The following is a 25,894-nucleotide window of genomic DNA, read 5'->3' as shown; positions in this document are numbered from 1 at the left end:
TCGACGGCTGTTCGGCCTGATTTAATATTTTGAAGAGCGAGGCGCGTCGAGTGCGTTCTCATTGGAGGGCTAAATGCGTGTCTTGGTAACAGGGTCCGCCGGGTTTATTGGCTATCACCTTTGCCGCCGCTTGCTGGCTGAGGGCCATGCCGTCACCGGCCTCGATGGCTTCTCGACCTACTACGACGTAAATCTCAAGCGCGCGCGCCACAGCGATCTTGCCCAGTCGGCCGAGTTTGAGGCGGTGGAGGGACGGATCGAGACGCCCGGCCTGCTGCATGATCTCATCGGCCGCACCGGCCCGGAGGTCGTCATCCACCTCGCCGCTCAGGCCGGCGTGCGCTACAGCTTGGAGAACCCGCAGGCCTACGCCGATGCCAACCTCGTCGGCAGCTTCAACCTCCTGGAGGCAGTCCGCGCGCACCCTGTGCGGCACCTGCTGCTCGCCTCGACGAGCTCAGCCTACGGCGGCAACACTACCCTGCCCTTCCGCGAAACCGACCGCGCCGTCAGCCCGCTGACCTTCTACGCCGCCACGAAGCTCGCCATGGAGGCGATGGCCCACTCCTACGCGCATCTTTTCTCCATCCCCACAACAGCGTTCCGCTTCTTCACCGTCTACGGCCCCTGGGGCCGGCCGGACATGGCGCTCTTCCTGTTCACGCGAAAGATCCTCAACGGCGAGCCGATCGAGGTCTTCGCAGGAGGCGCGGCTGAGCGGGATTTTACCTACGTCGAGGATCTCGTGGAGGCTGTCCGCCGCCTCGTCGATCGGCCCCCGCCGCTGCCGGGCGCGGGCGTGGACCGCGTGCCGGGCGATACCCTGAGCGACTGCGCACCATATCGACTGGTCAACATCGGCGCGGGTCAGCCGCTGCGCCTCGACGCGATGATTGACACCCTGGAGGCGGCGCTCGGGCGACGAGCGCAGCGGATCCTGAAGCCTTTGCCGCCGGGCGACGTGCCGCGCACCCACGCGAGCACTAAGCTGCTGCACCAGCTCGTGGGCCCCATCGACAGCACGCCGGCTGAAAAGGGTATCGCCGCTTTCGTGGCCTGGTACCGCACCTTCTACCAGGTCTGACTGAGTGACCAATTATAAGTCTCTGCGGTGTCGAGCCGCGGCGGTCAGATCCATTGCAGGCCGGGCCCGCGTATCGAGTACGGCCGGGCGGATGAGCCGCCGACGGCGACGGTATAGATGCCGCAGGATCTTATGGGTAGCAATTTCCGCCCAGTCTTTATTAAGACCCTAATTTCGCATTATGTCGTCCAAGTAAGTGAGTTTTTGCCTCACAAAGGAAGCTCGAAGATGGGTTTGATCCATATATATAGCATTTCCACCGGAGTCTAGAACCTTGCAGATTTCGCGATTGCATAACCATTGCGAAGGGTCTATTATAAAAGCACCACCTTCTTGCCCAACCTTGGCGATCGCTTCATTGATATAGCCGACCCTTCTGGTGTGATCCGACACCGCAATCCCCGCATCTTTCGTCGCGCTATTTGTTCTAATTAACCAAACTGGATCGGCGGTCGGACCGCCAGGCGGATTGAGAATTAGGAATACCTGTTTGCCCGAAGCAACAAGCTTGGAGATTTCGCCGCAAAGATCTGCCAAAACTTGATGAAGGTCGTCCCCTAGCAGATTTAGCGGTCTGCCAGTGCTCTGATCAAAATAGTCACCTCGGTTGACAAAGCCTCTCCAGGCCCCGCCGATGATTACCGTCTTAACTGCTTCGCTATGAGCAATTTCGAATCCCAGCTTACTAAAATACGCACAATCCCGGTCGGAGCGTCGATTGATATTGGGTACCGGGGCACACCCTCCGCGGGTCACGAATTGAATCGTTCGGCGGTTTTCGTGATTACGCGCGATAAAATCGGCGCGAGGAAAGTACTGCCGGACGAAACTGTCCCCAAAAAAGAGCACACGGTCTGTCGATTTACCGGGCAAAGTAACAACGGTAGCAATATTCTGCCAATCGTTCCTCGCTTCCAGAAACGGGCGATATTCATTCAGACGCTCCGGAATGACGTTCATAGCAATCAGCGCCGCAGCGAACGCACATGCGCCGCTATACAGCAGAAGTTTCAACGCGGCGGCTTTCGACTCAGCTCCAAAGAGGCTTCTATAGGGCCATTCAATGTAATTATATGAAAAATTCGCCGCAACGATGGACAGCAAAAGCAAGAATATGCGCAATTCGACCGACAAGTCTTCTCCGATGGCCACGCGTGGAAAAATCAGGAGCGGCCAATGCCACAGGTAAAGCGGATAGCTGCGTTGCCCTATCCAAAGGAACGTCGGAGATGACAAAACGCATCTATTAAGTACAGATCCGGGTGTGCAAATCACCAGAATCGTACCGAATGTAGGAAAAAGGGCCAGCCAGCCCGGAAAAGTCGAATGCTCATCGAGGAGGATCGCTGCCGCCGTTAGCAAGCAGAAACCAAGAACCGAAAGGAGGTTCTGCGCCCTGACCGCATTTCGTTCAATAGCCGTTCGGGACAGCGCTAGCAAAGCACCCAACACAAATTCCCAGGCTCGCATCGGCAACAGATAGAACGCCAACAAAGGGTGTCGTTCCACAAGCGCTAAGTTCAACACCATGGATGCCAGGCCCACGCAGGCTACTATCAGCTTCGCTCTAGGCCTGATTGCCGGCGTCAAAATGAATGTTAATACGAGCGGCCAGATGGCATAGAACTGTTCCTCTACAGCTAGTGACCAGATGTGCAGCAGAGGACTTGGAATCATTGATGTGTCGAAATATCCCGCGCCTCGAGCAAATTTAAAATTTACTACGTACACGAGTGAGTACAGAGTGTCGCGACCGAGCTCGAGAAATTCATTTTGGAAATATATGAACCATCCGACAATAAGAGAAAGAGCGGTTACAACTAGGAGACTGGGAAACAGCCGCCTTATTCGGGCAGCATAGAAGGTCGAGAGGCTGAACATCCCGCAACTGAGGTCTTTTCGTATGGACAGCGAAACCACGTATCCCGAAATTACAAAAAAGACGTCCACGCCGATGTAGCCGCCGTGTAAAATCTCCGGGAAAAAATGAAAAACCAGCACGGCACCAACGGCGACAGCTCGGAGGCCGTCGATGTCCAACCTTCGCCCAGATTGTATTTCAGCGCGGGGCATCGATTCCTCGGAATGTGCGAATTATACCGAACTGGCCGCTCCGAGATGAAGCAAGTACTAGGAGTCGGCCTCAGAAACATTCGCTACGTGGAGTCGCTAATCCGAGTCGCCCGGCGCCGCTGTGGGGTAGTCTGACCAACACCGATCATCCTTCTTTCACGAGAACCGGCTCGGATTTGACAGTTGGTGGAAAAGGGCGAGAGTGAGGTAGACAAATATCTGCGTCGCCTGCATTACCTGGTCTGCCCAAGGACAGCTAAACTACTTGGAGTCGAGTAGATGCCACTGCCTGGAATGGACCCAAGCGGAAATACGTCCAAGTGAGGATTTTCACGTTTAATCCGCTCCACCGCATGGTAAGGCCCCCCGATAACCGCGCGATCCGAACGGAGCCTCTTTCTCTCGGGATAGTAATCGTGTAATAGTATTGCGCCGTTCTTTTTTATTATTTTTAGCGCAAAGCTTATTTCTTCATATACTTTTGATGCGGCATGATTACCGTCAAGAAAAACCAGGTCAAAGCTCCTCGCTTGACGGTTCATAAACTTACTACTATCATCTACAACGAAATTAATATTATCGAGCGACAGTTCTTTGGCGTAATCGAGCGGTGATTTTTTCAGACCAAAGACTTGCCACGGGCCATCGGGAGCGTTTACATCTACGATGTCGACCGTCGTTACATTGGCGCTTGCGTCTAATCTTCTTAAGGCTGCCGCGATGTATAGAGTTGACCCGCCAACATTGGTTCCGATTTCCAGTACGTGCAATGGCTTCATACCCATGATCATAAAATAAATGTGCCTTCGGCAACTCGGACTTACAGCCAGTTCGAATTCCCCTCTCCCAAAGATTTTTCCGATCAATGCATTGTCTGCATTCCATGCGTCTGCGAATACGGGATTTACGTAGAATTGTTTCGGATCAAATGCCGTCAACTGCATAAGGTTCTTTGACGGAAAGCTTTTTTTATCGGTGAGGTATAATGCAAATCGTCCCCGTACCTCATCTTTAATTCTTACGATTGATGGGGGTAACGCGGAATAAATTCTACTTTTAATCATAAGGAATTCTCTCAATTAGTGCTCTGCACCTGCAGAGGGGTAGACACGTGCTGCCGAAACGAAGTACATTGGGAGAAAAGATAGAGCTTGAGAGGGAATCGCAATTTGCGATCTGTCAAAATCGCGACTAAAGCGGAGCCCCTCCGATCGGAAGCTATGCTGGGCGGCTGAGGGTAGATGGAGCAAGGAGGCGCTCATGCCGACAACCTTGTCCGTTGATCTGCGCCAGCGCGTGGCGTCCGCAGTCTCAGCCGGGGCGACCTGCCGGCAAGCCGCCGAGCGCTTCGGCGTGAGCCGGGCCAGCGCCAGCCGCTGGTCACAGCAGAAGCGGCGCGTGGGGCACGTCGCACCCAAGCCGCTGGGCGGCGACCAGCGCTCCCGTCACATTGAGGCTCATGCCGACCTGATCCGGCGGACCTATGAGGCTCGCCCGCAGATCCTCCTGCGGGAGTTGCGCGAAGCTCTCCAGGCGCACGGGGTTGCGGTCAGCACCAGCTCTCTGTCGCGCTTCTTCGCCCGGCACCGGAAGACGTAAGAGCGGCACGTGAGGCTTGGTTTGAGAGCCAGCCCGAACTCGATCCGGATCGTCTCGTGTTCCTGGACGAGACGGCGGCGACCACCAGCATGGTCCGCCGCTATGGCTGGGCAGAGCGCGGCGCCCGCTGCCGGATCGCGGCGCCGGCGGGCCACTGGAAAACCACCACCGTCATCGCCGGGCTGAGGACGAGCGGGCCCGAGGCGATCGCGCTGCTGGACGGGCCTGTCACGGGTGAACGCTTCCGCGCCTACGTGGGCGAGACGCTGGTCCCGACCCTGAGGCCCGGCGACACGCTCATCCTGGACAACCTCGGCGCTCACAAGGTGGCGGGCGTGCGCGAGGCGATCGAAGCAGCCGGAGCCCGGCTCCTGTACCTCCCACCGTACTCGCCTGAGTTCAACCCGATTGAGCTGGCCTTCGCGAAGCTCAAAACGCTCCTGCGCAACGCGGCGGCCCGCACCGTCAGCGATCTCTGGGCGGCGATCCACAAAGCCTTCACGCGCTTCTCGCCCGAGGAGTGCCGCAACTACTTCACGGCGGCCGGCTACGAGGATGACGCTTGTGCTTCAAGCTGACCGGGACCCGCTCTAGAGCGGGCGATATTCTTCGGCATCTGCTTGCCCGGCCGGTTCTCGCGATGGATGCGGCATCGGAAGCCGTTGCCCGACAGGTGCACCTCGTTCTGTTTCGAGCCGTCGGCGGTATTGGCCCAGACGTCGCCGGCGCTGTTGGCCTTATAACAGGCGCTGCGTTTGCACCCCCGTCGTGCCGGGCCGTGGCGGTGGTGATGTAGAGCGGCATCCGATCATATTGGATCATCGGGATAGCAGCTGCCGCAGGCGGCGGGCCCCTATGACGGCTGCGCAGCTTGGGTCGCGAATCCGCCCTGCGGTGTTCCCTGCCAGGGGCGGACACGATATTGACTACGGTCAACTTAGCGAGTCCCAGATCGCTTATAATTCCGGGGCATTGCCATCGCGTGGGGTTGCTTGCAAGCGAATGGACACAGACGTGGAAGTTCCCTGAACGCGCCGTACTAGGAATGAGGCAGCGATGCAGACAGATACGATCTTTGACTCGGACGGCTGGACCATCACGCTTGAACCCTGTGGAGATCGCATCCGCATCAATGTCCACGATGCACGGGCTAGACATCATCCCTTTCCTGAGCTGCTGACGCGCTATCCCCGCAGCCTCATAGAGGAGTTTTTAAGGATCAAAGGACCGATCTGGTTCACAGGGGAAATTGCTCGCGACGAAAAATCCGATTACCTTGAGGATATCTTCACGAGCGCAGTGCTTGGATACTTTGACCCTGACCATTTGAATCACGCCCGAATTCTGGATTTCGGCTGCGGCAGGGGCGCTTCAACCGTCATCATCGCTCGTCGATTCCCCAATGCGGCAATCGTCGCCACAGATATCCATAATTTGAAAATTGCAGAAGCGCGTGCCGACTTTCATGGCCTGAGAAACATCGATTTTGTGCAAGCACCGAGCGGCGACGTGTTGCCAGATGGCCTCGGCTCATTCGACTGCATCATCCTAAGCGCGGTCTACGAGCATATCCTCCCGGATGAGCGCAGACGGATTTTCCCGCAGATGTGGGCGTCACTTCGCAAAGGCGGCGTCATGCTGATCTACGAGACGCCCAATCGATGGTTTCCGGTTGAAACCCACACAACGGGCGGCCTGCCCCTAATAAATTACATGCCACCGAAGCTAGCTCTGGCAACTGCCAGACATTCGCCGTTCCGTGATTTGAAGCACCAAGACTGGCCGACAATGTTACGAAACGGGATCCGTGGTGGATCGATCGGCGAACTGCGGCGGTTGCTTCCGGACGCTGCCCTCCTTGAGCCCCGGAAGGGAGACCGCATCGATCTTTGGCTAGAGGTCAGCGGCGGAGGGCAAGGGCGGCGAGCATTCGCTGTTTTCGCGAGGGCGCTCAACTGGGTGACCGGCGTCGAGCTGCTCCCCTCCTTAACGGTTGCTCTTCAAAAGAAATGAGCCTTTCTGCTTCAAGCATTCTGATTTTGCGGCTTATCAAACGGCTGACGACTTCCCTATGAGGGTTCGAACTTGCATTAGGGTTTGGACTCGATCAGCACCAGAAGGCGATGACGGCGGCCAGAGCGAGGGCCGAGCCGTAGTTGCGGGCGAGTTTGTCGTAGCGAGTGGCAATGCGGCGGAAGTCTTTGAGGCGGTTGAAGGTGGCCTCGATCCGCCAGCGCTCCCGATAGCGTGGCCTGTCATGGCAGATCTTCCGCTTGCGGCCGCGCTTGCCCGGGATGACCGGCGTGATGCCGCTCTTGCGCAGGTCAGCGCGCAGCCAGTCGGCATCGTAGCCCCTGTCGGCGGCCAGACGCTGGATCCGGCCAGGCGCTTCGGCCAACACCGTCGGGGCGGTGGTCACGTCGCTGGCGTTGCCGGGCGTCAGCAGCAGGACGCCGGGGCGACCGAGGACATCGGTGAGCGCGTGGATCTTGGTAGTCTGGCCGCCGCGCGACGGGCCGATGGCCTGCGCCGTCGCCCTCCTTTGCCGCCATGGGCCGAGCGGTGGGCCCGGACGTAGCTGCTGTCGAGGGCAGCTGCATCGCCTGCCCATCCGGCCTTGGCCAGCGCGGCGAGCATGGCTTTCCAGAAGCCGCGGCGCGACCAGCGGTTGAAGCGGTTGTAGACCGTGGTACGCGGGCCGTAGGCGACCGGGCAATCGCGCCAGCGACAGCCCGATGTCAGGACGTGCAGGATGCCCGAGATGATCTGCCGGTCGTCCTTCCGCTCAGGTCCGGACTGACCCTTGGGCATGAACGGTTCGATCACCGCCCACTGCTCATCCGAGAGCCAGAACAGGTCCGCCATCGCCACCTCCAGGCCGCTAAACGGCCGCCTGGAATCACAAAACGACAAACCCTGCAACGCCTTGGTTCGGTTCACACCCTGGGGACGTGGGCGCGCATCTTGGTCTCACCCCGGCCCGCTACTAGTCAGGCGAGACCGACATCCGGCGCAAGATCAGCCGCTGCGACGATGAGCTCGCCCGCACCGCGCTCTACGAGGCGGCCCATTCCCTGCTGGTGCGCTCGCGCAAATGGTCGAGCCTGCGCGCCTGGGGCATGCGGGTGGCCAAGCATCGGGGCATGGCCCGTACTCGCGTGGCGGTCGCGCGCAAGCTCGCTGTTGTCCTGCACACGATGTGGCGAAAAGAGACCTCATTCCGCTTCGGCAAAGCGCCGGAACCGACTGCCGCATGAAGGAGACACGCGTGCTGCAGCAGGCCGGACTTCGCCCACATGGGTGAACCGGATCGTTCCCGCGGGGACGATGGGTGAGGCGATCTCGTTAGGAGCCAAGAGCCTGCGGCCCCGCCGTAAGGTCGTCGGACAGATTGAGACACCTCGCTCTTCCGACCCCATCATGCGGCGGCCTTCAGCGCCGACCGCGAAAAGAAGCGCGTGACCTGCGGGCAGGATACGTCCGGGACCTATGAGGATCAGGAGCACCTTGCTTCGGTGACCCCAATCAGAGAGGGCTCCCAGTGCGGCGGCGCGCGCCGCTTGCTCGGTCAAGCGTTCCGACCGCGTGTAGGGGTCGGCGATGAGCCGGCGGCATAGTTGGCTAGGGCATCCGGGGCACACGGTCGCGGCACATGGGAGTCGCCGACTGATGACGCGCAAAGACATAGTGACCGCCGCAACCTGTAATGAGGGCAAACGGCGACTACAGCACCCCCACCACTTCACGCATCCTTGAGCGGCGTCCCGTATCAGAGACATATCGTTCGACTTTGATGATTTACATCGGATTGTAAATCTATAGCACAGAACAATATCGACGCATCGGCAAGATCCGGTGCGACTTCTAAACATGAATTCTTCTGAAAAATCGGTTCCGGTGAAAATTGAAGCCGCCGGACGACTCGGAAACTTGACATCAGTCAATTTGCCCGAGCGGATTTCATATAAGTCAGATCCGGGCTTTTTGGGAGCGGGCGCTCATGGTCTCAAGTAAATGTACTGCGGTGGCCGGCTGCGCTCGGCATTTTCGCGCTGCCGTCCATCGCAGTCTAATGTCATCCGGCGACGATTGATTGCGGCGTTCCCAAATATTCGTGACGCGGGCGAACAGATTCGTCTGAGTGGACGCTCCATCTGACAAGACGTACTGAATGACAGGAGCCACTATCCCGAACTCTAAAATGATCTGCGAGCCCGACGAGAGAAGGACACTGTTCAGCGCAAGGACGAAAATGATGAGCCGCACGATGGCGTCCCCTCTACACTGTCCGGAATACGTCAAAGGAAGTTTAGCCGGGCACGTTGCTACCCACCAGAATCATCAGGCAGAATGCTGCCCTTAGATCGCTAAGAGCAAATGACGACCTGATAGAAGTCGCTAGCACACAGAGGCCAACGGATGCGCCATTCGCTCGAAGAATAATTTGTTGCAACCGCTCCGAAAAACGTGCTGCGCGGCGCGCGTTTAGTTCCTGTCAGTGCACCGCTAGATGTTCGGCGCCAGCATTTGGTGTGTTGGGTCGAGCCTGAAGCATTCGGCTTCTTCCCAAGTTTGGCAGACGACCTCGTAGAGTGTGAGTCTGCACAGCGTCTTGAGCTGCCTTCCGTAGTTGTAGCTGTCGACGAACAGTTGGAGGTGCTGCAGCAGCTCGTCATGGTTGGTGTAATGGTAGCCCTTAGCCTCAGCGTCCTTGATGATGCGGTTCATCTGCGCCGCTTGATCAATCGTTCACGCGGCGATGCAGCTTGGTCACGCGATGCTCGACCATCGTCTGCTCGCAGGCCCACTCGAACGGACGCCAGCGAAAGATATGCAGCAAACTTTCATCGTACGAAAGCAGAAACTCGTAACATGCCGACTAGTTCCGAGCGGGATCACATACACAATAGCAACGATGGCGAATGTTTCCCCAACTGCAACTTCCTATCGCTAAAACAACGGGGTTTCTATTGCCTGCAACAGTTCGCGAAAACCCGAGTTTCACAACGCTGAGAACAGCGGGCGCCGGAAGGCATACCGGCTCGACGCGCCGTGAAGACATTGATGGCCTCAGAGCAGTCGCAGTTTGCTGCGTTTTGCTGTTCCACTTTTTCCCCAGTGCCTTCCCGGGTGGATTTATTGGTGTCGATGTATTTTTCGTAATATCCGGCTATGTCGTTTCGCTATCCATTATAAAGGATCTGGACTCCGAGCATTTTTCTGCAACAATTTTCTATAGCAAGCGAATTAGAAGGCTTTACCCGCCCCTTTTAGCAACAATTTTTCTCAGTCTTGCTGCAAGTTGGGCGATCGACTTAGGCTCGGATTTTCGTCACGCGGCGAAAGACGGTCTCGTCGCACTCCTTTATCTAACCAACATGCAACTTTCTGCTGGAACCGGTTATTTCGAACCGTCAGCGAGCACACGAGTATTTCTTCATTTGTGGTCGCTTGCAGTTGAGGAGCAATTTTACATTTTATGGCCTCTCGTCTTGGCATCGGTGTACCGCTCTAATCTTAGGATAATAGCTCCAGCATGCGTAATGATGGCGTCATTCGCTGCGTTCTGCGCACTCGGCGGAGAACATACAAATTTCGCTTTCTATGCATTGCCGACGCGCGCGTGGCAATTCATGGCGGGCGCACTACTCGCCCAAATTAATCGCCAACGTTCTTCATTCCTCAGTTTTAGTGATGCCGATAATTGTCTTGCCAGTTCGGCTATACCCGTGATAAGCACTGCCTCAATCTTGGCGTGCGGTATAATGTATTCTTCCGGCGGATCTTATGCGCCGCTCATCGCGCTGGTGCCGACTCTGGGAGCAGTATCCATTATCAGCAGTCCAAAGTCCATTATCAATCGTTACTTACTGTCGAGCGCTTCCGCCGTCTGGCTAGGCAGCCGGAGCTATGCAGTTTACCTTTGGCATTGGCCAGTCATTGTGTTTTACAAATCATATTCCGGCCAGAATTTATCTTATTTGATCGGAATCGCTTTGATGGTCCTGACCGTTCTCGCCGCCGACGTTACCTTTAGATTCCTCGAACAGCCTTTGCGACGCGCTGCTTCTAAGAGGCCCAAATTCGTCACAAGAAATCTTCTAGCTGCGCAGGCAGCTCTAATGCTCCTCGCTCTGATTTCTTGGAGGGGTCTCATCCCTGAATTCTCGTCTGATTCAAAAATGTATTCAGATGCTCTGGAGGATTGGACATATCTCGATAGTTTGGCTGTCCTCGGTGGGTCGAAGCCCGATAAAATCCTGTTTTTTGGAGATAGTTACGTTCAGCAGATATATCCGCGCATGTTGAGGCGCAGCCAAGAAACGAGGGGCGATCACAGGACTATAGTTTTTTCAACGATGCCCGGCTGTGCTCCCGTGCCTGCAATCAACCGCCTTTCCGACAAGTATTGCGCAGATTTCGTCGATAAAAGCTTCGCTCTCGCGCATGGAACTGAGTTTTCGTTAGTCATCATTGGAGGATCATGGCTTGGATTTATGAGTAGAGGCGATTATTATAGAATATCTGATTATTCCAAAAGGCCAATTGATTTCTGGTCATCTGAAGGCGATTTTGCATTCGACGCACTCGAGTCGCAGATCGCATCGCTAACGAGAAGCGGCAAGAAAGTGAGGCTGATCCTTGAATGGCCGAGCAGTCGAAAAGCAAACCCGAAGTTTCTATATAGAACAAAGGGCAGCAATGATATTTCCATAACGATGTCTGAACATGTAAAAAGGACGGCGGCTATCAACGATCGCTTGCGGCATATTGCCCAGCGCGCAGGTGCTACAACAATAGATCCTGCCAATTTCATGTGCGACAGCAAAGAGTGTCGATTTTTAAATGAGCTAGGGAGGCCAGTTTTCAAGGACGGTTCACACATCAATTCTAGTTATGCTAGAGACAGTCTATATGCGCTCGATGATATATTTTCTGATTAGGATTTGCTTGAGCGGAACGTGGCTTCTGGCTGAGGCCAGCGGCGCTGCCAGCCCGAAGCATGACCTCTGGCATGTCGATATTTCACGAGGTACTACATCGAAGACAGGTCCACTCAGTTGTATGCGAAAATTATCGATATCTGAAAAGCCGCCCATTGAATATACTTTCGCGGGTCATCTTCAGAGGACCAGAACTTCTGACATGGATGCGAAGGTTGGTCTGGCGGATAAGACTTCAGCACTGCCGGCGGCGCTCTTTCCAGAGAAGTTCACAAATGCGTCGTGCCCGCAATGGCCATTGATCGTTGCTTATCATGGAGACTCGACTATTGAGGGGAGCAGAGGGTACAAGCCTGCACCTGCAGTATTTCAGGAAAAATTGCCCGCGGGGTTTGTCGTAATTAATGAGGGTGTCGGAGGAGCAACGGCGAAAATGCTCCTCGATGGCACCGACGGCAAACATCCGCCCTGGCGCGAGTGGTTAGCGAAATCGCAAGCGAAGTACGTGATCATCAATCATTCTCTTAACGACCAATCTTCCTATGATGTGACCGAATACGAGGAATATTTGATACGTATTGTCAACCTCGCCAGATCTTACGGAAAAATAGTCGTGCTGGAAACGCCGAATCCGACGAGATATTCGGCGATACTGCGGCCGTACGTTGCCGTCGTGAGAAAAATATCCGCCATGAAAGGGGTTTTTTTGATTGACCAATTTTCGTATTTGAATAATTATATGAAGATAAACAATATAGGCGTCTATGATATTACGTATGATGGCGTCCATCCAACTCAAAAGACACATGATCTGAAGGGCGAATATGCCGCAGCGGTTTTTGCGAGCGTCATCATTGCCGGTACTAGTTGCTCGTGGTAGCGGAATTGGTCGACTGGTGCGGCATGGAGGGGCGCGGCTCGGGGCAAGTTTCTCCGCGGAAACGCTACGACGACTGAGATTCCGTCCGAGAAGTCAGGCTGAGCGGGCAAGGCGTCTGACGAGGATCAGGACGGCTGCGACGTAGAAGGTTTTAGCGGACGTGAGCGTGGCCTCAGCATCCTTCCAGAGGCGGCGATTGCGGCTAGGTCGCGAACCCGTAACAGGTGGCACGGTTGAGCCGCCGCATCGTTAGCCCTTTGGACACGGAGGGATTTGGATGGCGCGGTTTCACCTGACAAATGCGGAGTGGGCTGTGATCGGTCGTAAGCACTGTCTGGGCGGCACCTTCCGGCAAGCGGTGTGAAGGCGACATACGGAGCGGAATGGGAGCTCCGTCACATGTCGATGCCAGGGCGTATGGCTATGTCGGAGCCGATCCGGCGCCTGGAGCTGTTTACCGGGGCCGGCCGGCGGCGGACGTGGTCGGATGAGGAAAAGGCCGCCATCGTCGCCGAGAGTGATGGGCCGGGCACCTCGATCAGCGCGGTGGCACGCCGACACGGACTGAGCGCCTCGCAGCTGTTCACGTGGCGGCGCTTGGCGCGTCAGGCTGGGAGGCACGACGACCGCACAGTACGGTTCGTGCCGGCCGTCCTGAGTGTGGGCCCGCAGGAGCCGGTGTCTGCGCAGACGGGCTCCGGGCTGCGTGAGCAACGCGGCTGTCACGGCATCGAAGTTGAGATCGCAGGCGCCACGGTCCGCATCGCTCAGGGCGCGAGCGCGGCTCAGATCGCCGCGGTGATCCGGGCGCTGAAGGCTCCCCTATGATCGGGCCCTCCGGCGCGGTGCGCGTGATGCTGGCCACACGGCCGGTGGACTTCCGCAAGGGCATGGACGGGCTGGCCGCTCTGGTGCGCGACGCGATGGGCGCGGATCCGTTCTCCGGCACGGTCTACGTGTTCCGCTCGAAGCGCGCCGACCGGGTGAAGCTCCTGGTCTGAAATGGAAGCGGGCTGCCGAACAGCAGACTAGGCATAGAACCGGCCCCACGCCTCGAGCATAAGGAGGCGCCAGAGCAGTGTTCCGAAGCTACGGCCCTTTGCTGATCGTGTGAGCTCGATAATTCGCTCGACGCCCGTGCCCGTCCAAAAGCCCATTGCTAAGGCACGCCCATCGAGAAGTCGCTCGCGCGTGAACTGGTGCCCGGCAGACGACTGGAACCAGATATCGTGCGGTACGCCGAAGCCTTGCTTCCTGCCGGTGCGCACGGTCTCGGGAAGAAAGCGCGTCGCCAGGGTGCGGAGCGGCAACTTTCCCTGATCGTGGTTCAAAAGACACCCGCGCGGCAGGCGGGCTGCCCATTCCACAAGGCGAACGTCCAGCAACGGAGAACGCACCTCGATCGAGTGCGCCATTGAAGCCCGGTCTACCTTTACGAGTACGTCGTCGGGTAGATACATGCGATAGTCGAGATCTTGCTGACGTGTTGTCAACGGCGCGCCCCGGCTCCGGGCCCACCGAGTTTGGAGCGGCGCTCCGCCATGTCGAAGCGCAGAATGCAGCCGCGGATGAACGAACTGGACCAGTGCTGGGTCACTCGGCACTTCGTCGAAGGCCGCCGCACAGCCATGGTCGGCCAGCCCTATCTTATGGAGGCGGTGACGAGTGAGTGATAGGGCGGGGACGAGGCGTTCCACCTGTCGCAGCAAAGGTCCGATACGACTCCCTAAAGAGATCAATCGCTGCCTCCTAAAGCTCTCCACGTACCGGCGGTAGCCGCCGAAGGCCTCGTCACCACCATCGCCCGAAAGGAACACCGTCGCGTTCCCGGCTGCGGCCTCGCAAAGTGTGAACGTCGGAAGCGCAGAGGGGTCGCCGAACGGTTCGTCGAAAAACCACGCCAATCGGTCAAGCTTTTCGAGTCCACCGATTGGCTGATGGACGACGCGATGTTCCAGGCCCGCATGCGCCGCGGTCGCTGCCGCCGACACCGACTCGTCCGAGCAGGACTCGGTAAACCCGACGGTCATTGCAAGCGGACGAACGCCGCCCGTCCTGGCGGCAACCGTTGCGACAAGCCCGCTATCGATGCCGCCGGATAGGAACACGCCAACCGGAACGTCGCTACGCAATCGGATCCGGACCGCGTCGACGAATAGACTCTCCAACTCGTCAAGCTCGGCGGCTGAGAGCGGCCGCTCTGACGGATCTTGGTTAAGCGTCATGGTCCAGTAGGGCCGCGCTTCGGCCGCACTTGGATCATCCAGCGATCCAGTCATAGCATGCCCCGGTGGGAGCTTGGCATAGCCGCGGAAGATGCAGGTCTCACTTGGAAGATAACCAAGGGTGAGATATTGCGCGACCGCGTCAGGATCGACCTCGCGCGCCTCATTTGGCCACACCAGGAGCGCCTTCAATTCGGATGCGAAACGCATGCCCGAAGACGACGCTCGATAGTAGAGGGGCTTCACTCCCAACCTGTCACGCGCGAGGAGAAATCTGCGCTCGTGCGTGTCGATGAACGCAAGAGCGAACATGCCGTTGAGTCGGGCGAGCGCGGCTTCGCCGTGACGTATGAGGATCTTCAGCAGCACCTCGGTGTCTGACGTTCCGAGGAAGCGCTCGCCACTCTGCTCCAGCTCGCGCCGCAGTTCGACATAGTTATAGATCTCGCCGTTGAATGCCAGCCAGAAGCGCCGGTCCACATCATGCATCGGCTGATGACCCGACGGGCTGAGATCCAGGATGCTGAGGCGGCGAAAACCGAGCGACCACCCGATCCCGCCTTCGACGCCAAAGTCGTCCGGACCTCGGTGACGGAGCAGATCTGTCATCGCGACGGTGATCGCACCCGTGTCTTCCCGCTCGGGCTCAATCCAGCCGCAAATGCCACACATGGGATCTCCTCACTCCAGTATTCGTTTGTTTTGTTCATAGCGGAAAGTGGCGCCCCGCAGTTCAACGGCTTTGGCAACTCGGATCCGAATGAGCACACATGCACGTCGCTGATATTGCAATGTTCTGAACTCGATCCACGAGTGTCACTAAAGCGATTGAAGCGCTCCAAGATCCAAAACGGATCCCGTATAGGTGATATGCCCGGGCAGCCCGACGATGGTGCCGCGGCGACAGAGGCGGCTTGTGCGGCTCGGCCGAAGGAAGCCGCTGATCGGGAGCGAGCCGTCAGCGAGTCGCGCGGAACGCGCCTCCGCGTCATTGAGCGTCTCAAAATCGGTTTGGTCGAGCGCCAAAGGAGGCTCGAACACGTTCCATGGAATTCGGTTTCTGACGTTGTGACTCTCCAAGGCGAGTTTGATCAGTAATTCATTAACTTTTCCTGTTGAAAACGCAACGTTATTACAAAGTATCGTTTGTGCGCAGCCCTGGAATACGAAGGCATAACCGGGCGTGCTTTCGCACCCTTCGGAATTGCACCCATTGTTGAAGGCTGTGTTGTTGAACACCGTGTGTGCTTCAGTTCCGCCATTGTAGTCATTGTCGTCGAAGCCGATGGTTCTATTGTTCCACGCTATGCATCGCGTGACGGTGTGACCGCCATGTCGGGCTTTGCTCCCCAGTCGCCGTCCGCCCAATTTGAACCCGACGCCGTCGCCCTGGGCGTTTGGTGTTCCGTCAGAGAAGCAGCCGTTGTCGAAGGCCCAGTTATTGTCCACCAGGTAGCCGGTCGCGGAGCGGCTGTCCTGCGGTGGTGACGTCACATAGAAGTCAAAGCCGTCGTCTGTGTTGCGCCAAGCGCGATTGCCGGTGATCGTGGTCCCGATGCTCGTGAGAAGCACGATCTGGAATCCGTCAGCATTCCCGCCCGTTGCGCCCGGACCTCCCCCGTGATTACCGTAAGAATCGCAGTTCCGCACCGCGTTGCCGTCGCCCTCGCCATAAATCCCAAGGCCGACGCCGTGCTCGTCGTTGAGCCATCCGTTGTCACGCGTTACGCAACGCTCGATGACGAATCCGTCATGAGAACCGTTCACGTGGATCCCACCCATCGGACCGTTGCACACGGTGATGCCGTGCAGCTCGACGTAGGGCGCGTCCCAGAACACCAGCGGAAACCCGCCTGCGCTCCTCCTCGACGCCCAGGCCATGTCGGGGCCGGTTGGGGGGCGAATCCCGCTCCCGTCGATGACCGGCTTCTCGCCGGCATAGCTCTCGATCCGAATTGGGTTGCCTGGCCTACCGCCCCGATTCGCAAGAAGCCATCCGGACGCGGTTCCGTTAAAGCTATAGGTGCCGCCGCGCAGCACGATCGTGTCTCCCGCCTCGGCAGCAGCGTAGGCGCGGGGTAGGGACTCGAACGGACGCGCGGGGCTGCCGAACCCGAGCTCATCGGAGCCACCGGGTGCGACGTGGTACACTCGACCATTGTGAGGGGTCCTGGCGCCTCGAAGGGCCTCGGATGCGGGCGACCCTTCGAGGCACAAAGCATTAACTGCGGCGAGCAGGCTGGTGCCCGCGACCAGTCGACGGCGCGTCAGCATCTCAGTTGCCCCCCCTCATCGCCGGCCTCAGCCATGAAGCCACTCGACGACCGATCCCGAGCAGAGATCCCAGCCCGTAGCTGACATGTAGCGTCGCGAGCGTAATCGGTAATGCGAGGAGGTGTAGGCCGCGCTCTGTGCGAGCTGAGAGAAGTGTCGCGGTCAGAAGAATACTGAGGTACAGGGCGATACTGACTGCCGCTGCATCGTGCGCCAGCGGCCAGACGACACCAGTAGCAGCCGTGGCGAGCAGGACGCTTACGAGCACCAAGGGCGCGAGATGATGCGGTGCGACCGCGCCGGGGTTTTCGAACAGGGTTCGTGCAACGCCAAAGCCGTTGCCGAGATATTGCCGCCCGAGCGCGCGCAGTGTCTGCCGGGTCTGGTAAAGGGCGCACGCCTCCGAGGTCACGTACAGGCCATAACCGAGGGCACGGACGCGCTGATTGTAGTCATTATCTTCCGCGCGCGGAAGATCCTCGCGTATCGGACCAACCTGGTCTACGACAAAGCGCCAGTAGCAGCCGTTCCATACGCTCGTTGCCCACCCCTCCGCGCCGTCCCGGCGGAACTTCGCTACGCCTATCCCGAACGGGCTCCAGTGAGCCGCGACGATGGCCCGGCCGACGAGGGTTTGAGCCGGTGCTGGCCGTGCCACGGTTCCAACGCCTGCTGCACCCGTCCGGAGTAGGGCCGCCACACAAACACGGACCAGATCTGCACTGTAAGACGCATGTGCGTCGAGCCGCATCACGACACTGCCAGTCGCACGCGAAAGCGCGAGGTTGAGGCCGGCGGCCGTGCTCTGGGAGTGATTGTCGAGGACGGCAAACCGCGGATCGCGCTCAGACAACCGCTGCAATGCCTCGCGCGTGCCGTCAGTCGAGCCGCCGTCGGCAAACCAGATCTCGTCTATTGCCGCGTAGTCCTGCGCCAGGATATCGGCGACGAGTCCGTCCAGGGCGGCGATCTCGTTGCGCAAAGGGACGACAAGGCTGACCCGCGGTTGCGTTGGCGCGGGTGACAGCGGACAAGCCTCAAGCGCCGATCGCGTGGGCGCGCTGCATCCGAACCCCGGGCGGCCAGCTCGATCTCCGACCGCCCTTGACATCGTGATCGCGTGGCGGATGCCGTCAAGGACCCGATCCCGGTTCACCTCCAAAGTATTCGCAGCCATCAGTGCTCGACCTCGTCGGGCTAACCCCTCGCGCAGCACCGGCTCGCGCACGATGCGCTCAATCGCGTCAGCGAGAGCGCTGGGATCCCTTGGCGGCACCAAAAGTGCTGTGTCGCCGTTCGACAGGAACGCCGGTACTCCGCCTACAGCTGTCGCGACGATGGGCAGCCCAAAGGACAGGGCCTCGTCAACGACCTGGGGGAAGCCCTCAGTCAGTGATGGCAGCACCATGGTCCCAGCTCGGCTGTAGAGGGCGAACAGCGGAGGTCCATAGGCGATGTAGCCATGGAACGAGACCTGCCCGACTAGGTTAAGGCGGCGTGCCAGAGCGCGCACCTCCGCGTCCAGGGCGCCGGTCCCTACGACGTCAACGTGGCAGATCATACCTCTGCGTCGCAGCTCCACCAGCGCCGCGAGCAAGTAAGCATGACCCTTTTCAGGGGAAAGACGGCCGATACAGATCAGCCGGGTCGGATCGTTGCCGACAGCCATTCGAGAGGACGCCTCGAACTCAGCCCGGCTGATGAGGCAGACGTGATGATCGTACACGCGTTCGCAGCAATGGCGATAGGCGTCGGCCATTTCAGCGCCGACGGCCAGAACGGTCCGCCGCCGCGCCAAGCGCCGGAAATCCAATTCCAGGGCCGCTGCTGCGGCGACCGCAGCGAGCCGCTTCAGTCCAGAATGGGCGCTCACTTGCCATTTGACCAAGTTCTGGCGTACTACCAAAACGACTGGCACGCCGTGCGCAATGCAGATCCGAGCGATCATCTGCCCGATCGGGTGCGGGCCACAGATCAGAATGGCGTCCCAATCTCTGACTTGCCCGGTGATTGCGCGGCGGATCCTCTGATAAATTCGGGGATTGGAACGCCACAATCGGTAAAGGTCTTGGTAGTAGGGAAGAGGGCAAAGTTCGAAGAGGTCCGAGTCGAGGGCGTAGGGCGCCCGTCCCGGCTGCGGTGCTTCGCGGCCTATAAGTACGACGCGCTCCACGGCACTGGAAAAACTCGCCAGGAAGAGGGCGTATGATTCATTCGTGAAGAGCTTAGCGCCGTCCCTCCACAGCACCATATCTGCAAATACTGCGAGTCTCATCGGATCGCTTCCCTGTCATTTAATTCGGCAAAATTTCCCTTCAGTCCTGAATTATTGCAAATGTGTTTTTAGGCGTTTGGGTCTTCGCGTTCTTTAACGCTCAACCGGGATCCAATTCGGTCCAGAACGCTCAAGTTTCTGCGGCTACTCCATTGTTCGGCCACGCACTCTGACCTCGCGCATCATCGCCGTGGTCGCATAGGCGCCAGAGCGCCTCGGCCAACCTGTCGGCGTCATAGTTCTGCTGTATATGGGCGCGGGCAGCGGCACCCATCCGGGTGCGCAGGGCAACGTCGCGTGCAAGCTTCTCAACGTAGACCGCTAGTTCACCGGCGTCGAAACCGCCGACAAAGCCAGTCTCGCCATGCAGGATGAGAGCAGGCACCGCGTTGACGCGAGTTGTGACGCAGGGAACACCAACCGCCATCGCCTCAAGCACCACGTTGGGCATCCCTTCATAGTCTGAGGTTAGTAGGAAGAGATCAGCGGCGCAGATCAGATTTTGCGCATCAGGCACTTGGCCCAGGAACTCAATCTGCTTCTCCAGATCGAGCTGCGCCACCCGTTCCTGGAGGGCGGTCAAGCTTCCGTTATCACTTCCGGCGATCACCGCCCGCACGCGCATGTTCTGAGCAACCAGTGCCACGGTGTCGACGAAGCGCGCGAAACACTTCTGCGGCACCAGGCGCCCGACCCCCACGATGAGGATGTCGTCTGTCGCTAATCTCAGCCGCGCGCGCCACTCGCGGCGCCACGCTTGAATCTGATCGGGCTGTATCGGCTCGACGCCATTCGGCACGTAGACAGCTTTGCAGGCTAGGCCTGACCGTGCGGAAAGCGCCGCGAACGTCTCATACGAGTTGCAGACCGCAACGGACAGGGCTGCCGCGCTCGCCCAAGCCCAGACCGCGCGTGCGCGCTCCGGGAGGTCCGAGAACAGGCTATTGCGGAACGAACCGATGCGCCGGGCTGTCATCCCCAGCAGGCAGACCGCAAACACATTCGTGTAGGACGACCACGAGAAGAACGCGATGGGCCTCTGCCGCCGTACGATCCAGCAGAAGTGCAGGAGCTTGGCGAGGGGGTTGCCGGTCAGCAGGACGATCGGGACACCGAGCGCGCGAATTGGCTCCTCCCAGAAGCCGAGTTCCCCCGAGACGTAGAGGACCGGAGCCCAGGCGCTGCGGTCGCAGCGGGCGAGAAACAGGTAGAGCTGTCGCTCGCTTCCACCCTGCCCCAGTTGACCGATAACCACAGCTACGGGCAGGGGGGCGGCCCGGGCACGTTCGCCCGTCTGCAGGGAGGCGCCGGCCCCCTTGCGCAGCACCGGACGCTCAGACACGGCGGCGCTCCTCTGCGGAGGCCTGCGCGACTAAGTAATTCTGTGCCGTCGTGTCAGGCAATCGCGTGCGGCCGCCTGAGCCGCTCGTGCACCAGCTCCGAAAGGAAAGGCCGCCTCGTCTGGGCACGTCGCAATGCGCGTGCAGGATTTCCCAGCGCACTCGGTACGGCGGTATGGCCGAGTCGGCGGCGCGCATACTGTGGAATGATTTCTGCAGTCCCCGCTGACCAAACATCAGAGCCTCCTGAGTATTAGACCGCGGATCAGCCGGCGGTCAGGGCCGGTCACAAGGCAGCCGTAACTGATGACGCAGTAGGCGAGCGCGACCGTTCCGGCGACGGTGACCAGCGATAGCCATGTCGAAGGCGCGCAGAGATGGGTCAGAATCTTCCCGGCGAGAGTGACGCTCAGAACGCCGATCAAGCCCGGGACGAGGGGCAGCACAAAGCTCCACCAGCGTGCGCCGACAATGGAAGCGCAGTAGAGGGCTAGAAAAAGCACATTCTTGGCCGTCCAAATAAACGCTGTAGCAGCGGCCACGCCAGCGACGCCCCAGCCGCTCCAGCGGGCAAGCGCGAGCGCCAAGATAATGTCGGCGACGCCTGCAGTGAGCGAAACAATCGCCTGCGCCCGGACTTTGTTGTAGGCCGTCAAAATATACGCGAGTGGGCGCGTTGCGAGGTTTATCGCAAGATGGCCACAGAGCAACGCAAGAACCCAGTCCAGCTCCGCGAAGCCGCTGCCGAGCCAGAGGGACAGGAGAGGGGCTCCAAAGCCGCAAAGAAGGCCGGCAGGCAATGCCAGCGCGACGCTGATAAGCCGTACGGCTTGTCGGGCAAGTCGCTCAATTCCTGCGAAGTCTTCGACAGCGTAGCGAGCCATAATCTCTGGACTGAGTATCGGTACGACGATTTCCGCGAACGTCGCGATAAGGGCCGGAAGAACCAGTAACGAGCCGTAGCGCCCGGTCATCTCGGCGCCGAATACCGCATTAACGATCACGAGATCAATCTGCGTGAGCAAAAATATTCCAATCACATTTACGCTTGACCAACCGCCCAAGCCAAGAAATCTTCGGGCGACGTCGAGACGCGCCTCGTGCGGTCTGAACACGAGCTGCGGGGTGAGATAGCGCCAAGTTAGGACCTCACACAGCAGCGCGATGAAGGCGGAGGCCAGAAACCCGACACCGACATGCCATAGGTTTGCTGGCCAAATTGCTGAGCAGAGCACCACAAGCCCGACCCGAACAATCAGGGTTGCGGCACGCACAGCATTGCGAAGGTCGAAGCGGTGGGCGATCTGGCTCGAAGTGCCGAACAAGCCGCCGATCACGGCTGCTACCATCGTCGCCGAGACGCTGGCGAACAGGAAGCGGGCCTGTGACTCGGTGCCCGCCGGCACGTTGAAGAGGCTGGGAAACAGCCAGGTTATTACTGCGGCGGGAAGCGTCAGACCCGCGCAGGCCAGCAGGGTAAGGGCGGCTGCGCCGTTGAAGGTTTGCCGGGCAGCGCTCCCATCGCTTCGGCCGAGATCGATCGCCAGATAGCGATAGATCGACGTGTTGAGGCCCTCCGAAATCACGCCAGCATATATCACTATGGAGTTTGCCAGGGGAACGATCCCGTAGGATGCCGGCCCGAGATGGCGGATGAGATAAGGGACATACCAGATCATCAGCCCAGTGCTCAGGGCGAAGTAAGCAAAGCTCGAGGTAGCATTTGCTAAGAATCGCGCCTGTCCGGCGGATCTGTGCGCCGCACTCGAACGAGATCTACTAACGTGCACCGCGGGAGAAAAAGCCTTATTCATGCTCTGCGGCCCCCGGCCTGTGCACCACCCTAGGTCGGCCGGTCCCGCCCGAGACCATCTGTGCCCTCGCGAGATGCGCGGGAAGCAGCAGCAGGGCGAGGAGCAAAAAGAAGGTCGGGTGGTTCCCCTGTCCGCCCCCTTTGAACCACGACACGAGATAGCCAGTCGTCGCGCCCGCCACGACCATGTGATATCCTTCCGGCGCGCCCTCGACTGCCGCCCAGGCGGCGCGCGAGCGCACAAAGCTCCAGAGCGCGGTCAAGATCGTGGCCGTGTAGAGCGCAATCCCAACCACGCCGACATCGACACCCACTTCCAGAAACGGCTGGTGGCTCGGCAAATCTGTGTGTCTGTTGTAGGAGCTTGTGACGGAGGCGATGTAGTCGTGCAGCGCGAGCGGACCGTTTCCGACGCCCGCTCCAGTGAATGGTTGATCGACAATGAAGAGGACACTGGCCTCCCAGAGATCGACACGCCCTCCCATCTCCCCGCCTTCCCCCTCGGCGAAACGCTGCAACACAACGTTTAGCAGGAACGGCGCGGCTACGAGGACACCGGTAAGGAGCACCAAGCCGAAAATGCCCCAGGGCCGCGTAGAGCGAGCGGATAAGAACGCGAGCAGGGTAAGCGCGAGGGAGATCGTGCTGCCGCGCGACCCACTCAATGCCGCGAAGACCATGGTGCCTAGAATGTAGACGATACTGAGCATCATCAATGCTAGACGCCGCTTGCCGGAGCTGCGGAGTACAGGCCAGATTACACCAGGCAGCATCAGAATAAGCAACGTCCCGAGCATATTCTCATTTATTCCGAGCACTTTAAGCCGGTGGTTGAAATCGTAACTTGTGAACATAACAGTATAAAATGATGAGATAACGATGATCCACCCGTTTGAACCTAAGACGAGCATAAGAGTGTCGGCCGTTTGTATCGAACGAATTCGATTGACGGTAAGGAAGAGCACCGTGAAACCGAAGAGCCAGGCAACCATAGCATGCCGGCTCAAGCTGAGATCAGCAGCCCAAAGCATGCTCATCGCCGCCCAGGCAATTAACAGAGCCATCAAGATGCAGGTCCCACTCCACTGGCTAGGGGCCCTAGGCCACGCCAGCCATGTCCCAAGCGCGGTCACGAGCGCGCCATTGAGAGCGATTGTGTAGAGCGGCTCGAAACGGAGGCCGGGTGGCAACAGAAGAAGCGCTATGGTCCCATTCAAGCACAGCATGAAACGCTCAACGACGAGGAAGTACAATGACAATGCGAGGGCTGCGGCATTTAGGGTCAGCCGCATCATCACGTTTCGCGTCCGGAGTAGCCCGCCAGTTAACCTCGTCCATACACACAGGCTAAGGATAGATCCGCCGCAATACTAGGTCTCGACCGCCTGACCAGGGATGGAGTCGAGATTGCTCATTTTCGACGGTGCACGACACGATTCATACCATCTTCATTCGGGTTACATCTGGATAAACTCAAATCTAATCACGCTTTATTCAGATCAAATACGGCATGACGTGTGCTGACGCGACCAGCGATCCTCCACGGCCGCCAAGCTATCGAGAGTGCTGAGTATCAGTTATAGAACGTAGCGCGGAGTGAATTGACAGGAGTCAATTTTGCGCCCCTGCCGATCGCCGGATCAGGCGCTGACGACCAGTAAAATGGCTCCAGCGACACACGACTGTGAATCGACCTAAAATCACCGCGCAGAAGATGATTGTCACGACAGGCCGCGCGGAGCGGGCCTAAAACTAGAGCAGGCTCAGAGCCGCTCGTGCATAGACGCGGACGGCTGATGCAGAATGGCTCTTTGCACAAAGTACAACCTCGGAAACCATCGGGCATGCGCTCCGATAATGGAGCGAATACCGCCTGGCTTGCGGATGTAGCGGCTGAAGAAAGCTCCGGCGGTAATTACCCACGGGGTGGATTGGTCGGCGGTTGAACGCCCGCGGCTGCGCCGCTTGCCGGGACGAGCTTGCCTCTTGCCGGGAGCCAATTTCGCTGATTCTCTCGTGAGATGGGCCGCAGCGAACTGGAACGGCTGAGCCGCGAGGAGCTGATCGAGTTGGTGCTGCGGCTGCAGCGGCCAGAGAAGACCTCGCGCACCTCGTCCAAGCCGCCCGCGACCGATCGCAAGGAGCAGCGCGCGCAGTCCAAGCCCGGCGGCGCCAAGCCCGGTCACGAGGGTCACAGCCGGGCGTTGAGCGACGATCCCGATACGCTCGTCGAGCATCGTCCCGAGGCTTGCACGCGCTGCGGCGGCAGCCTGCATGCCGCTCTTCCGGCAGAGATCGTCAGCGTCTCTGAGCAAATCGAGCTGCCCGCGGTGGCGCCGATCGTGACGCAGCACCAGCGCCTCGCCGTTTGTTGTCCGAGCTGCGGAGAGCGGGTCGTCGCACCGGTGCCGGAGGCGGCGCGCGGCACCCCGTTCGGTCCGCGGCTGCACGCGGTGGCGACGTACCTGAAGACCTTCCAGGCGCTCTCCTACGAACGGCTGCAGGCGGCGCTCTCCGACCTGTTCGGTCTGACGCTGAGCCAGGGCGGTCTGATGAACCTGCTCCGCCGCGCGCAAGGCCGCTTCCGTGCCGGTCGTGACACTGCCATCGCCGCCCTGCGCAAGGCCGAGGTTGTCGCCTGCGACGAGACCGGCGTGCGGATCGAGGGCTCGAACGCTTACCACTGGCTGTTCCACTCGGCGCAAGCCGTGGTGCACGCGGCCTCGCCGACGCGCGGCGCTGTCGTGGTGCACGAGATGATGGACGGGCATCGGCCCGCGGTGTGGATCTCCGACCGCTACACCGCCCAGCAAGGCCATGCGGATGAGCACCAGACCTGCCTGGCGCATCTGGCACGCGACGTCGCCTATGTCGTCGAGGCCAGCGACGATCCCGTGCCCTGGCGTCTGCAACTCTGGCTGCAGCGCGTGTTCGCCCTGGCCGGGCGCGTCACCGACTTGGCCGCCGCGACGCTCTCGGCCAAGCGCCGCAGCCTGGATCGGCAACTGGGTGCCATCCTCGCCACGTCGAGCCGCTGTGATCTGAGCCGCGACCTACAGGCCAAGATCAGCCGCGCCCGCGATCAGCTCCTGGTCTTCCTCGCCTATCCCGGAAAGGTCGAGCCGACGAACAACGGCTCCGAGCGGCTGCTGCGTCCGGCTGTCGTGCAGCGGAAGGTCACCAACGGCTACCGGGCCATGTGGGCGGCCGAGGGCGAGGCCGCCATTCGCACCGTCGTCGACACCGCGCGCCTCACAGGCAGCAGTCCCTTCGGCGCCATCCTCAAAACCGTCGGCGCCTGAGCCCAGCCATCACAGGCCTGGGTAATTACCTCCGGCGGCCCTGACCAGAGCATTGATGCTCGCAAACAGGTCGCAGTGGGTGAAC

Annotated in this window: 16 protein-coding genes and 4 pseudogenes; 9 read left to right on the top strand and 11 right to left on the bottom strand. The window is 59.3% G+C overall.

Annotated features, from left to right (window positions below; translation table 11 throughout):
* The first annotated feature begins 73 nt into the window (after positions 1-73).
* Positions 74-1,084, top strand: a complete 1,011-nt coding sequence (locus ACYCO6_RS02765; protein ID WP_459769061.1) for an NAD-dependent epimerase/dehydratase family protein — start codon at positions 74-76, stop codon at positions 1,082-1,084.
* 168 nt (positions 1,085-1,252) lie between these two features.
* On the opposite strand, the gene ACYCO6_RS02760 is transcribed toward ACYCO6_RS02765, so the two are convergent.
* Both ACYCO6_RS02760 and ACYCO6_RS02755 read right to left on the bottom strand, forming a co-directional pair.
* Positions 1,253-3,157, bottom strand: coding sequence for an acyltransferase family protein (locus ACYCO6_RS02760; protein ID WP_459769059.1), 1,905 nt, complete (start codon positions 3,155-3,157; stop codon positions 1,253-1,255).
* 233 nt (positions 3,158-3,390) lie between these two features.
* Positions 3,391-4,236: a class I SAM-dependent methyltransferase gene (locus ACYCO6_RS02755; RefSeq protein WP_459769057.1), complete on the bottom strand. Its 846-nt coding sequence runs from the start codon at positions 4,234-4,236 to the stop codon at positions 3,391-3,393.
* Positions 4,237-4,417: 181 nt separating this feature from the next.
* Here ACYCO6_RS02755 and ACYCO6_RS02750 point away from each other — a divergent pair.
* Together ACYCO6_RS02750 and ACYCO6_RS02745 are read left to right on the top strand one after the other, a co-directional pair.
* Positions 4,418-5,334 (top strand): annotated as a pseudogene (locus ACYCO6_RS02750) (IS630 family transposase).
* A 478-nt stretch (positions 5,335-5,812) separates the two neighbouring features.
* Positions 5,813-6,769, top strand: coding sequence for a class I SAM-dependent methyltransferase (locus tag ACYCO6_RS02745; RefSeq protein ID WP_459769055.1), 957 nt, complete (start codon positions 5,813-5,815; stop codon positions 6,767-6,769).
* 94 nt (positions 6,770-6,863) lie between these two features.
* Here ACYCO6_RS02745 and ACYCO6_RS02740 read toward each other — a convergent pair.
* Positions 6,864-7,621 (bottom strand): IS5 family transposase gene (locus ACYCO6_RS02740; RefSeq protein ID WP_459769053.1). Its coding sequence is split into 2 segments (ribosomal slippage): positions 6,864-7,285 and positions 7,285-7,621, totalling 759 coding nucleotides; the frame shifts between segments, so codons are not numbered across the junction.
* 83 nt (positions 7,622-7,704) lie between these two features.
* On the opposite strand from ACYCO6_RS02740, the pseudogene ACYCO6_RS02735 reads away from it, so the two are divergent.
* Positions 7,705-8,013 (top strand): annotated as a pseudogene (locus tag ACYCO6_RS02735) (transposase); the annotation flags it as partial.
* Between the two features lie 1,249 nt (positions 8,014-9,262).
* On the opposite strand, the pseudogene ACYCO6_RS02730 reads toward ACYCO6_RS02735, so the two are convergent.
* Positions 9,263-9,587, bottom strand: a pseudogene (locus tag ACYCO6_RS02730) (IS481 family transposase); the annotation flags it as partial.
* Between the two features lie 91 nt (positions 9,588-9,678).
* Here ACYCO6_RS02730 and ACYCO6_RS02725 point away from each other — a divergent pair.
* On the top strand, positions 9,679-11,700 hold the full coding sequence (locus ACYCO6_RS02725; RefSeq protein WP_459769051.1) for an acyltransferase family protein: 2,022 nt from the start codon (positions 9,679-9,681) through the stop codon (positions 11,698-11,700).
* 202 nt (positions 11,701-11,902) lie between these two features.
* Positions 11,903-12,580 (top strand): SGNH/GDSL hydrolase family protein, encoded by a 678-nt coding sequence (locus ACYCO6_RS02720; protein ID WP_459769049.1) that lies wholly within the window; start codon positions 11,903-11,905, stop codon positions 12,578-12,580.
* A 93-nt stretch (positions 12,581-12,673) separates the two neighbouring features.
* On the opposite strand, the pseudogene ACYCO6_RS02715 reads toward ACYCO6_RS02720, so the two are convergent.
* Positions 12,674-12,784 (bottom strand): annotated as a pseudogene (locus ACYCO6_RS02715) (IS5/IS1182 family transposase); the annotation flags it as partial.
* Positions 12,785-13,003: 219 nt separating this feature from the next.
* Between ACYCO6_RS02715 and tnpA the strand changes: the two are divergent.
* Both tnpA and tnpB read left to right on the top strand, forming a co-directional pair.
* On the top strand, positions 13,004-13,408 hold the full coding sequence (gene tnpA, locus ACYCO6_RS02710) for an IS66-like element accessory protein TnpA (RefSeq protein WP_459764273.1): 405 nt from the start codon (positions 13,004-13,006) through the stop codon (positions 13,406-13,408).
* On the top strand, positions 13,405-13,581 hold the full coding sequence (gene tnpB / locus ACYCO6_RS02705; RefSeq protein ID WP_459769047.1) for an IS66 family insertion sequence element accessory protein TnpB: 177 nt from the start codon (positions 13,405-13,407) through the stop codon (positions 13,579-13,581). Before tnpA ends, tnpB begins: the two co-directional genes overlap by 4 nt.
* 27 nt (positions 13,582-13,608) lie before the next feature.
* Here tnpB and asnB read toward each other — a convergent pair whose 3' ends face one another.
* The 6 genes from asnB to ACYCO6_RS02675 all read right to left on the bottom strand — a co-directional run bounded on the left by asnB (position 13,609) and on the right by ACYCO6_RS02675 (position 23,802).
* Positions 13,609-15,477, bottom strand: coding sequence for an asparagine synthase (glutamine-hydrolyzing) (asnB, locus tag ACYCO6_RS02700; protein ID WP_459769045.1), 1,869 nt, complete (start codon positions 15,475-15,477; stop codon positions 13,609-13,611).
* Between the two features lie 147 nt (positions 15,478-15,624).
* Complete coding sequence (locus ACYCO6_RS02695; RefSeq protein WP_459769042.1) at positions 15,625-17,079, bottom strand: right-handed parallel beta-helix repeat-containing protein; 1,455 nt, start codon at positions 17,077-17,079, stop codon at positions 15,625-15,627.
* Position 17,080: 1 nt separating this feature from the next.
* Complete coding sequence (locus ACYCO6_RS02690; protein ID WP_459769040.1) at positions 17,081-19,354, bottom strand: glycosyltransferase; 2,274 nt, start codon at positions 19,352-19,354, stop codon at positions 17,081-17,083.
* Between the two features lie 130 nt (positions 19,355-19,484).
* Positions 19,485-20,696, bottom strand: coding sequence for a glycosyltransferase (locus ACYCO6_RS02685; protein ID WP_459769038.1), 1,212 nt, complete (start codon positions 20,694-20,696; stop codon positions 19,485-19,487).
* A gap of 234 nt (positions 20,697-20,930) precedes the next feature.
* A complete protein-coding gene (locus ACYCO6_RS02680) occupies positions 20,931-22,373 on the bottom strand; it encodes a lipopolysaccharide biosynthesis protein (protein WP_459769036.1) in 1,443 nt (480 codons plus the stop codon).
* Between the two features lie 127 nt (positions 22,374-22,500).
* Complete coding sequence (locus ACYCO6_RS02675) at positions 22,501-23,802, bottom strand: O-antigen ligase family protein (RefSeq protein WP_459769034.1); 1,302 nt, start codon at positions 23,800-23,802, stop codon at positions 22,501-22,503.
* A 726-nt stretch (positions 23,803-24,528) separates the two neighbouring features.
* Here ACYCO6_RS02675 and tnpC point away from each other — a divergent pair.
* Complete coding sequence (gene tnpC, locus ACYCO6_RS02670; protein ID WP_459762615.1) at positions 24,529-25,809, top strand: IS66 family transposase; 1,281 nt, start codon at positions 24,529-24,531, stop codon at positions 25,807-25,809.
* The last annotated feature ends 85 nt before the right edge of the window (positions 25,810-25,894 follow it).

The sequence above is a fragment of the Methylobacterium sp. CM6257 genome (assembly GCF_054611515.1).
Note: the sequence above shows the minus strand (reverse complement) of the source record. Positions and strands in the feature narration are given on the sequence as shown.

Coding starts and splice junctions, on each gene's coding strand:
- ACYCO6_RS02765 (WP_459769061.1), top strand. CDS start 74: ATGCGTGTCTTGGTAACAGGGTCCGCCGGGTTTATTGGCTATCACCTT.
- ACYCO6_RS02760 (WP_459769059.1), bottom strand. CDS start 3,157: ATGCCCCGCGCTGAAATACAATCTGGGCGAAGGTTGGACATCGACGGC.
- ACYCO6_RS02745 (WP_459769055.1), top strand. CDS start 5,813: ATGCAGACAGATACGATCTTTGACTCGGACGGCTGGACCATCACGCTT.
- ACYCO6_RS02725 (WP_459769051.1), top strand. CDS start 9,679: ATGTTTCCCCAACTGCAACTTCCTATCGCTAAAACAACGGGGTTTCTA.
- ACYCO6_RS02720 (WP_459769049.1), top strand. CDS start 11,903: ATGGATGCGAAGGTTGGTCTGGCGGATAAGACTTCAGCACTGCCGGCG.
- tnpA (WP_459764273.1), top strand. CDS start 13,004: ATGTCGGAGCCGATCCGGCGCCTGGAGCTGTTTACCGGGGCCGGCCGG.
- tnpB (WP_459769047.1), top strand. CDS start 13,405: ATGATCGGGCCCTCCGGCGCGGTGCGCGTGATGCTGGCCACACGGCCG.
- asnB (WP_459769045.1), bottom strand. CDS start 15,477: ATGTGTGGCATTTGCGGCTGGATTGAGCCCGAGCGGGAAGACACGGGT.
- ACYCO6_RS02695 (WP_459769042.1), bottom strand. CDS start 17,079: ATGCTGACGCGCCGTCGACTGGTCGCGGGCACCAGCCTGCTCGCCGCA.
- ACYCO6_RS02690 (WP_459769040.1), bottom strand. CDS start 19,354: ATGAGACTCGCAGTATTTGCAGATATGGTGCTGTGGAGGGACGGCGCT.
- ACYCO6_RS02680 (WP_459769036.1), bottom strand. CDS start 22,373: ATGATCTGGTATGTCCCTTATCTCATCCGCCATCTCGGGCCGGCATCC.
- ACYCO6_RS02675 (WP_459769034.1), bottom strand. CDS start 23,802: ATGATGCGGCTGACCCTAAATGCCGCAGCCCTCGCATTGTCATTGTAC.
- tnpC (WP_459762615.1), top strand. CDS start 24,529: ATGGGCCGCAGCGAACTGGAACGGCTGAGCCGCGAGGAGCTGATCGAG.